The sequence below is a fragment of the Vibrio sp. B1-2 genome (assembly GCF_963888445.1).
GTDB classification, from domain to species: domain Bacteria; phylum Pseudomonadota; class Gammaproteobacteria; order Enterobacterales; family Vibrionaceae; genus Vibrio; species Vibrio anguillarum.
Window position 1 is genome coordinate 1 of sequence record NZ_CAWPJH010000031.1, and the last position, 744, is coordinate 744.

Below are 744 nucleotides of genomic sequence, written 5' to 3' on the forward strand. Positions count from 1 at the left end.
TGGATAAAAACGCCCAGCTTGCGGTTATCCGTAATGGTCAGGTGGTTCAGTACGTGCATGGCATTGTTCGCCATTTTGGTATCGGAGATACCGGTCACAGCCACACCCACTATTCGCTGACTTTAGTGCCTGCATTAGAGCGGTTATCACTGCGCCATAACAGCCGTATTTTCCAGCTTAAAACGGTGCCTGAAATCCTTTCCGTTTTACTCGAAGAGATGGGCATCAGTGATTACGCCTTTTCACTCAAACGCGAGTGTGCTCAGCGTGAATTTTGTGTCCAGTACCGTGAAACCGACCTTGATTTCTTGCATCGCTTAGCCGCCGAAGAGGGGTTGGTGTATCACTTTGTTCATCAGGCTGGTAAGCACACGTTATTTTTCAGTGACGACAGCCAAAGCTTAAGCAAACTCGATAGCCCGGTGCCTTGGAATGCCCTGTCTGGAGGGGTAGCCGACACACCTTATGTGTCCAAGTGGGCTCAACACACTCAATCGCATGTGGCGCAGAGCCAATTAGCCGATTACAGCTTTAAAAAACCCGCTTACAGTTTCAGTCAAAACGCTCGTGGTACGGAGATGAATTACCAACAGCCGAACTATGAGCATTTTGATTTCCCTGGCCGCTTTAAAGACGATGTGAGCGGTAAGGCGTTCAATCAAATTCGTTTAGAGTATTTACGCCGTGAAGCGCACACCGCGCAAGGCGCCAGTAATGAGCCTCGTTTACGCGCAGGGACAAAGT

At 49.3% G+C, this 744-nt stretch carries 1 protein-coding gene; it reads left to right on the top strand.

Features of this window, described 5'->3' with window-relative positions; all coding sequences use genetic code 11:
• Positions 1 to 744, top strand: a 744-nt coding sequence (gene tssI / locus AACQ75_RS09925; RefSeq protein ID WP_170889830.1) for a type VI secretion system tip protein TssI/VgrG, incomplete at both ends; no start/stop codon positions are given.